6 protein-coding genes and 1 rRNA gene are annotated in these 8,447 nt (G+C 69.5%); all 7 read right to left on the bottom strand.

The genetic code is table 11. The features are described 5' to 3' along the window. Positions 1–205: 205 nt before the first annotated feature. Positions 206–1,975 carry a DNA repair protein RecN gene (gene recN, locus ACFQ9R_RS34600; protein WP_378997045.1) on the bottom strand — a complete coding sequence of 590 codons (1,770 nt, stop codon included), beginning with the start codon at positions 1,973–1,975 and terminating at the stop codon, positions 206–208. Beyond that, the gene (locus ACFQ9R_RS34595) at positions 1,975–2,904 is read right to left on the bottom strand and encodes an NAD kinase (protein ID WP_378630063.1); all 930 of its coding nucleotides are present in this window, start codon (positions 2,902–2,904) and stop codon (positions 1,975–1,977) included. The genes recN and ACFQ9R_RS34595 overlap by 1 nt, the downstream gene beginning before the upstream one ends. Then, the gene (locus tag ACFQ9R_RS34590) at positions 2,901–3,722 is read right to left on the bottom strand and encodes a TlyA family RNA methyltransferase (RefSeq protein ID WP_378997043.1); all 822 of its coding nucleotides are present in this window, start codon (positions 3,720–3,722) and stop codon (positions 2,901–2,903) included. The genes ACFQ9R_RS34595 and ACFQ9R_RS34590 overlap by 4 nt, the downstream gene beginning before the upstream one ends. 1 nt (position 3,723) lies before the next feature. Continuing rightward, positions 3,724–4,008, bottom strand: coding sequence for a hypothetical protein (locus tag ACFQ9R_RS34585; protein ID WP_378997041.1), 285 nt, complete (start codon positions 4,006–4,008; stop codon positions 3,724–3,726). 13 nt (positions 4,009–4,021) lie between these two features. After that, on the bottom strand, positions 4,022–4,915 hold the full coding sequence (locus ACFQ9R_RS34580; protein WP_378997039.1) for an HAD-IIA family hydrolase: 894 nt from the start codon (positions 4,913–4,915) through the stop codon (positions 4,022–4,024). A 412-nt stretch (positions 4,916–5,327) separates the two neighbouring features. Beyond that, positions 5,328–6,455: a hypothetical protein gene (locus ACFQ9R_RS34575; protein WP_378997047.1), complete on the bottom strand. Its 1,128-nt coding sequence runs from the start codon at positions 6,453–6,455 to the stop codon at positions 5,328–5,330. Positions 6,456–8,356: 1,901 nt separating this feature from the next. Then, a 5S ribosomal RNA gene (gene rrf / locus ACFQ9R_RS34570) occupies positions 8,357–8,447 on the bottom strand; the annotation flags it as partial.

The raw sequence follows: 8,447 nt of genomic DNA, 5'->3' as shown, positions 1-8,447 counted from the left end.
GCGCTCCCCCCCCCCCCCGCCGCGCCGCCTGCCCCCGGCCCGGGACCGGCCACTTCGTGGCCGTCCCTCCCTAGAGGTCGGGAGTGCGGTGGCTGGGTTGGGTGGGATGTTGAAGACGGGGACGGGCCGGGTGTGCGGGGTGGTTGAAAGTGCGGTCGGTCGGCTTCGGGTGTGGTGACCGACCGTTTTGGGGGTAGTGCTCGCTTCAGGCGGGTAAGCGCTCGGCTCGGGCGGTTTCGAGGAGTTCTTCCGCGTGGGCGCGGCCGGTCTCCGTGTCATCGAGGCCGGCGAGCATGCGGGCCAGTTCGACCACTCGTTCGTCGTCGGTCAGCGTGCGAACCCCGCTGTCCACCTTGCCTTTTCCGTCGTCGGACTTGTTCACCACCAGGTGCGTGTCGGCGAAAGCCGCCACCTGGGGCAGGTGGGTCACGACGATGACCTGATGGGTGCGGGCCAGGCGCGCCAGGCGCTTGCCGATCTCCACCGCGGCCCGGCCGCCGACACCTGCGTCGACCTCGTCGAACACCATGGTCGCGCCGTGATCGGATCCGGCGAGCACCACTTCCAGGGCCAGCATCACTCGCGAGAGCTCGCCGCCGGACGCACTCTTGCTGAGCGGCAGCGACTGGGCTCCCGAATGCGCCGAGAGCCGGAACTCCACTTCGTCACAGCCGTTCGAACCGGCGTGCAACAGCGCACCGTCGATCTCCAACGGCGCGGAATCCTGGGCACTGGCCTGCAGCGGGCGGACCTGGACTTCCAAGCGCGCCTTCCCCATCGCCAACCCACTGAGCTCGGTGCTCACCGCGCTCGCCAGCTTGCCCGCCGACTTGGCGCGCGCGGCACTGAGTTTGCGTGCCGCCTCGCGCACTTTGCCCGCGGCCGTCTCCACCTCACCGGCCAGCTTGGCCAGCGCGTCCTCGGACACATCGAGCGAGTCCAAGCGCGAGCGCGACTCGTCGGCCCACGCGATCACCCCGTCGATGTCGGGCGCGTATTTGCGGGTCAGCGACTTGAGCTCGGCCTGACGGTTGAGCATCGTGTCCAGTGCGCTGGGATCAGACGGCAATTCCGACAGATAGCTGCTGAGCTCGGTGGTCACGTCGACCACCACCGCGATCGCCTCGCCGAGCCGCGGAGCCAGCGCGGCCAGGGCCGGATCGTCGGCGGAATCCAGGCGGGCGCGGGCGCCACCGAGCAGATCGAGCACACCGCCACCGTCGGCCGGTGCGTCGGTCGGGCCCGAGAGTGACTCGTGCGCCGCGACACCCGCCTCGCGCAGGGAATCGAGGTCGCTGAGTCTGCGGATCTCGGCGACCAGGCGGGTGTCCTCACCGGGTTCGGGCGCGATGCCGTCGATCTCGGTGAGCGAATGCTTGAGCCGGTCGGCTTCCAGCGCCAGTTCCCGACTGCGCGCGGTGCGTTCGAGCAGTTCGGTCCGCGCGTCCAGCCAGGACCGACGATGCACCTGGAATTTGCGCAGCAGACCGGCGACGCCGTCGCCGGCGAACTGGTCCAGTGCCGACAGTTGCTGCTCCGGCCGCTGCAACCGCAATTGATCGTTCTGGCCGTGCACGGTCAGCAGCCGGGAGGTGAACTCACCGAGCACCGCGGCGGGCACCCCGCGACCACCGAGATGCGCGCGCGAGCGTCCGTCGCTGTTGACCGTGCGGACCGCGATCACGCTGCCGTCCTCGTCGGCCTCGGCACCCGCCGATTCCAGCACCTCCCCGACCGCCGTGCGAGCCGCGTCGTTCACGTCGTCGACGACGAAACGACCCTCCACCACGGCCTTCGCCGCGCCCAGGCGTACCCGTCCCGCGTCGGCGCGTGCACCGCTGAGCAGGTGCAGGCTGGTGACCACCATGGTCTTGCCCGCACCGGTCTCGCCGGTGAGCACGGTCAGACCGGCATGGAACTGCGCGGTGGCCGTCGAGATGACACCGAGTCCGTCAATCCTGATCTCCGTCAGCATCAGTGCTCTTCCGTTCGCTGTCTGCCCCGCCAGCCGGTGACCGGCAGTTGGAACTTACGCACCATCCGGTCGGCGAAGGGCGCCGAATCGAGCCGCACCCAGCGCACCGGACGTTCGCCGCGCACCACTTCGGCGCGGCCGCCACGCGGCAACGCGAGAGTGCGCCTGCCGTCGAGGAAAACGATCGCGTCGTGTCCGGTTGCCACGGTCTCCACCGCGATCAGCGACTCCGGGCTGGTCACCAGTGGCCGCGCGAACAACGCGTGCGCGTTGCTCGGGATCACCAGCATCGCCTCCAGTTCGGGCCACACCACCGGTCCACCCGCCGAGAACGCGTAGGCGGTGGACCCGGTGGGCGTGGAGATGAGGATGCCGTCGCAGCCGAACGCCGAGACCGGCCGCCCGTCCACTTCGAGCACCACTTCCAGCACGCCCATCCGCTGGGCGTTCTCGAGGCTGGCCTCGTTGAGCGCCCAGCCGCGTTCGACGATCGTGTCGTCCACGCGCACTGTGACGTCGATGGTCATCCGGTTTTCCACCTGGTAGTCGCGATCGACCACCTGCGAGAGCGCCTCGTCGAGGTTCTCGGCCTCGGCTTCGGTGAGAAAACCGATGCGGCCCAGGTTGATTCCCAGCACGGGCACACCCGCGGGCCTGCCGAGTTCGGCCGCGCGCAAGAACGTGCCGTCACCACCGAGGGCGAGCACCATCTCACAGCCCTGGGCCGCGGACGGGCTGTGTGGCACCACCCGCACCGGATATCCGGCTTCGTCTTCGAACCGGGTGCTGTCGGCCTCGTCGGCCAGCACCCGCAGGCAGATACCCGCTTCGGCGAAGATCTTCGCCACCCGGTGCGCGGTCTCGATGATCTCCGCGCGACCGGGATGGGCGACGAGCAGGATCTCCCTGCCGCCGGCATGCGTACTCACTGCGGACCCTCCTCGACAGCCTGCGCGACCAGCGCCCGCACCTGTTCGGCGTCGTAGTCGAACGGGCCGACCTTGCGCAACCACAGGAAGTACTCGACATTGCCCGACGGACCGGGCAGCGGGCTGGCGACCACACCCAGGGTGCGCAGCCCGAGCGCGGCGGCGGCGCTCGCCACATCACACACCACTTCGGTTCGCAGCGCCGGATCACGCACCACACCGCCCGAACCGACGCGGTCTTTGCCGACCTCGAATTGCGGCTTCACCATCGGCAGCAGATCGGCGCCGTCGGCCGCGCAGGCCGCCAGTGCGGGGAGGACGAGCCCGAGCGAGATGAAGGACAGGTCACCGACAACGACTTCGACTGTGCCACCGATGGATTCGGGAGTGATGTTGCGCACGTTGGTGCGGTCGAACACTCGGACCCGGTCGTCGTTCTGCAGCCGCCAGATCAGCTGGCCGTAGCCCACGTCGACCGCGACCACCTCGCGCGCGCCCTTGTTCAGCAGCACATCGGTGAACCCACCGGTCGACGCACCCGCGTCCAGGCACCGCTTACCCGCGAGGCCGAGCCCCTCGGGTTCGAAGGCCTCGAGCGCGCCGAGCAGTTTGTGCGCGCCCCGCGAGGCCCACGACACCTCGTCGGGCTCTTCCCGCACGATCAGCGGGGTTCCCGTCTCCACGGCCGTCGCCGGTTTCACGGCGACGGTTCCGGCAATCAGGACGCGGCCCGCGCTGATCAGCTCGACCGCGTGTTCTCGCGATCGCGCCAACCCGCGGCGAACCAGTTCGGCGTCCACCCGCGCTCGTCTGGCCACCTCAGATCTTGTCCACTGTCGCCAGCGCGTCCACCAGTACGTCGTGCGCCTGTTCGAGGATGCGCGCACGGCGGGTGATATCGGCACCGGCCTCGGTGTTCTCCGCCGGGCCCGCGACAGGACGCGGACCGAGTTCGGCGAGTAGTGCGTCGACCTCGGTCTTGATCCGGTGCGGATCGGCGGGTTCCTGCTGCACCGGTGCGCCGAGCAGGTGAGCGCCCGGCACGGGAATCCCGGGCCGGGGTGGCTGTGACGCGCCGTTCGGCGGTGAACTCGCAGTACTCATCGTGGCGTCAACGCTATCGGATTTCCGAATCGGCCGCGCGCACCCGTACCGCCCGGCCGGGATACTGTCGCAACAGTTCCGCGATGTCCGCCGGTGCGGCGGTCTCCGCCACGGTGGCGTCGTTGAGGGCGTCGAGGCCGGCGGCGATATAGGTGGGGATCCGGGCGGCGGGCGCGCCGATCACCTCCTCGAGCGTGCTGACTCCGGTCAGCACCAGAAGCGAGTCCAGACCCAGGCCGTTGGCGCCCTCGATATCGGTGTCGAGCCGGTCGCCGACGACCAGGGCGCGGCGGGTGCCCGCTCGCTCGATCGCGTCTTCCATCAGCGGCGCGTAGGGCTTGCCCGCTACGAGGGGCTCACGATCGGAGGCGGTCGCCAGGGCCGCGACCATCGAGCCGTTGCCGGGGGCGAGGCCGCGTTCGTTGGGCAAGGTGCGGTCGGTATTGGCGGCGATCCACAGCGCGCCGACGCGCAAGGCGTAGGCGGCTTCGGCGAGGTCGGGCCATGCGGTTGCCGGCGAGTGGCCTTGGACGACCGCCGCTGGTGGGGTCTCGCCGAATCGGCGGATGGGCTCGAGGCCGACGGCTTTCACCTCGGCGGCCAGATCGTCGGTTCCGACGACGAGCACCCTGTCGCCGGGGCTCAGCCGTTCGGACAACATGCGGGCGGCGGCCTGCGCACTGGTCACCACATCGCCCGCGGTCGCCGGGTAGCCGAGCTCGTCCAGGTGGTGCGCCACGGCACCGGGACCGCGCGCGGCGTTGTTGGTGACGTAGACGAGACGTTGTGCCGAATCACCATCCGGCACAAGCGCTTTGGGCGCCCCTTCGATGACATCGGGTCCGCGGTACAGCGTTCCGTCCAGGTCGAGCAGCAATGCCTCGTATCGATCGCGTAGCCGGTCCATCCACCCTCACTTCGTCGTCTCTGCCGGGTCGGACACATCTGCGACCCTAGGCGAAGGCACCGACAGCTTCGGTTCCCCTCGGCTGCCGAATAACGCTCGCACCCTTCATGATCGAGCATGTGCCACGTGTTCGTGCGCGATGTCCCCAGTTGCGGACGTCTCGCCCAGCGCGTCGCGGGCACGCACCGACACAACAGGGAAACCAGGCCGGTTGCCGGCCGAAGTAGATCCCCGCTCACACAGGGCGCTCGATTGCCCGCAGCGCAGGAGGCCGGTCCACCGCTCGAGCCGACCGAGTACCTCTGTGCCACACCCGATCCGGCGTTGCCGGCCGACATCAACCTCTGATGACATGCGAAAAGGCCGCAGGCCGGGAAACCTGGATGCGTTCCCGGCCTACGGCCTTGTGGTTCTACTGTGCGTCGCCGGTGAGTTCGGTTGCCCGCTCCTCGGCGTCGGTTTCGTCGTCGAGGTCGGCGGCAGCGGCGTTGAGGAACCACTGCAGGCCGTCATCGGTGCGGCCGGCCGCCACCAGCGCGTCGGCGTAGGCGTAGAACAGGCGCGCGGCGGCGGAGCCCGTGCGCGACGGGTCCAGATCGCAGGCTTGCAGCGTCACGACGGCCTGGTCGAACTGACCCAGATCCATCCGGGCGCCTGCCACAACGATCCGCAGCTCGGCGGCTTCGTCACCGGTGAGCGTCTGTGCTTCCTCGCTGCGACCGAGCTCGATGGCGCGTTCCGGCCTGCCGAGACCGCGCTCGCAGTCCGCCATCACCGCGAGCAGCCCGGCGCCACCGGACATGCGTCGTGCGGTCCGCAGCTCCGAGAGCGCCTCCGCCCATTCCTCGGCGTGGTAGGCCACCACACCGGCGGTCTCCCGCACCACCGCGATGCGGCCCGCGCGCTGCCGCGCGGCCCGAGCGTGTGCCAGCGCCAGGCGCGGGTCGTCCTCGAGCAGCTCGACGGCCATCACCATGTGCCGGGCCACCGAATCGGCGTTGTTCTTGTCCAGGCTCAGCAGGTCACGGCGCACGGCCGGATCCAGATCGGAGGCCTGCACATCCTCGGGCAGATCGGGCTCTTCGGGACGCGCCGCACGGCGATCGTCCGGCCGCCCACCCGTTGTACGAGCGCCTTCACCGCCGCGACGGCGGTCATCGCCGAAGTCACCCGACCGCGACGCACCACCGGACGCCGAGCCACTGCGCGCACGGTCGTCACGGTCCGAACGGGCACCGCGATCCGCGAATCCACGCCGCTCGCCACGGTCGGCGTCACCGCCGGCCCGATCGTCACGATCCGAACCGCTAGAACGGTCGTCGCGATCCGACTCACCTCGGGCAACACTGTCACGATCGAAGCCGCGGGGGCTCTCGTCGAGGCCGGAATCGTCACGGGCGGCGTCATTCAGGTCGCCACTGCCCGAGCCGCGATCGGTGGCATCGGACCGGCTGTCGAGATCCGAACCGACCCGCGCGCTGCCGCTCTCGGACTCGACGCCGTCGGCGTCACGAGGGCGGTCACCTTCACCGGTGTCGATGGTCGCCTTGTCGTCGGTCTCGGCTACCCGCGCCGTGGCCGAGCTTGCGTTGTCTTCGGACTGCCCAGTGGACGCTGTCGACTCGTCGGTTGCGGGCTTGTCGCTCGCCGTCGCGGAGTGGCCGGCCGAGGCCGTGCTGTCGTCCTCGGTGATCGACTCGTCGATATCGGAGGCAGCCGATGCCGAGACAACGCCGAGCACGTCACTGTCGCGCTCACGTCGCTTCTCGCGGTAGGTGCCGTCGAGCGGCTTGCCGTCCTCGCCGACGAACTTGCCCTGGCTGCCACCGGAGCGCGCATCACGCTTGAAGCCACCGCGACCGCGGTCGTCGTCGCGCCTCGGCCCACGATCGTTGTCGTCGCGCCGCTGGTAGCCGCCCTTGCCGCTGTCGTCACGACGCGGGTAACCACCCTTGTCGTCACGCTTCTGATAGCCGCCGCGATCGGAACCACCACGCGAACGGTCATCGCTGTCGTTACGACGGAAGCCACCACCCGGACGGTCGCTGCCGCCTTCGCTGCGACGGAAGCCACCACGATCGGAGCTGCCGCCGCGGTCACTGCCGCGATCGGAGCTGCCACGCGAACGGTCGTCGCCTTCGTTACGACGGAAGCCGCCACCCGAACCGCCGCGGGGGCGATCGTCATTGTTGCCGCGGTACCCGCCACGGTCGCCGCCGCGGTCGAAACCACCTGCGGGACGGTCACTTCCGCCTTCATGACGTTTGAAACCACCACGGTCGCCGGAGCCACCGCGACCGGCGTCGTCACGGCGCTGGTAGCCACCGCGGTCACCGCTGTCGCTGCGCTTGAATCCGCCGCGTTCGTTGTCGTCACGCTTCTGGTAGCCGCCGCGATCGTTGTCATCACGGCGCTGGTAACCACCACGACCGGCATCATCGCGCTTGGGGTAACCGCTCTTGTTGTCGTCGCGGCGCTGGTAGCCACCACCACGATCTGACGAGCCGCCGCGATCCGAACCACCACGGTAGCCACCACGGTCACCGCCGCGGTCGAAACCACCTGCGGGACGGTCACTTCCGCCTTCATGACGCTTGAAACCACCCCGGTCACCGGAGCCACCGCGACCGGCGTCGTCACGGCGCTGGTAGCCACCGCGGTCACCGCTGTCGCTGCGCTTGAATCCACCCCGATCGTTGTCGTCACGCTTCTGGTAGCCGCCGCGATCGTTGTCATCACGTCGCTGGTAACCACCACGACTCGCGTCGTCGCGCTTCGGGTAGCCGCCCTTCGCGCTGTCGTCGCGGCGCTGGTAGCCACCGCGATCAGCGGAGCCGCCACGATCCGAACCACCGCGGGGGCGGTCGTCGTTGCCCCGGTAGCCACCACGGTCGCTGGAACCGCTGCGACCGGCGTCGTCACGACGCTGGTAGCCACCGCGGTCGCCACTGTCGCTGCGCTTGAATCCACCACGATCGGAGCTGCCGCCGCGGTCGTCGCGGTTGTAGCCACCGCGCTGGCCTTCGGGACGACCGGAGCCGCGATTGTCGTCGTTGCGACGGAATCCACCCCGGTCGGAGCCACCACGACCTGCGCTGCTGCCTCGGCCTGCGTCGTCGCGGCGGAATCCGCCGCCTTCGCCACGGCCCGAGCCGCGATTGTCACCGTGTCCGCCGCGGGGGCGATCGGTCGGTTCGCCTCGCCGGCCGAAACCGGGGGCGTCTCCGTCCCGGCGGAAAGGCTTCCGTCCGTCGTTGTGTTCCGACACGGCGATCCCTCTCTAGGTTCCCCGACCTGCGGGGAGTGTTGTCAATGACCCCGCCACTAAGAATTCAACCACGGACGAAGGACGGGGCATCGTCCGCCTGGCGTACCGAACTCGTATCGAGTCCACAAACGCCGATAGGGGACCCAAATAAGGGTCCCCTATCGCGAAGGATGTTCCGGCAGTGTCCTACTCTCCCACACCCTGTCGAGTGCAGTACCATCGGCGCAGGTGGCCTTAGCTTCCGGGTTCGGAATGGGACCGGGC

The organism is Nocardia sp. NPDC056541, from assembly GCF_042794235.1.
GTDB lineage: Bacteria > Actinomycetota > Actinomycetes > Mycobacteriales > Mycobacteriaceae > Nocardia.
This window is presented reverse-complemented; position numbering and strand designations above follow the sequence as displayed.

Bases quoted from the DNA above. Each gene is read 5' to 3' on its own strand.
- ACFQ9R_RS34580 (WP_378997039.1), bottom strand. From the start codon at position 4,915: ATGGACCGGCTACGCGATCGATACGAGGCATTGCTGCTCGACCTGGAC.
- ACFQ9R_RS34585 (WP_378997041.1), bottom strand. From the start codon at position 4,008: ATGAGTACTGCGAGTTCACCGCCGAACGGCGCGTCACAGCCACCCCGG.
- recN (WP_378997045.1), bottom strand. From the start codon at position 1,975: ATGCTGACGGAGATCAGGATTGACGGACTCGGTGTCATCTCGACGGCC.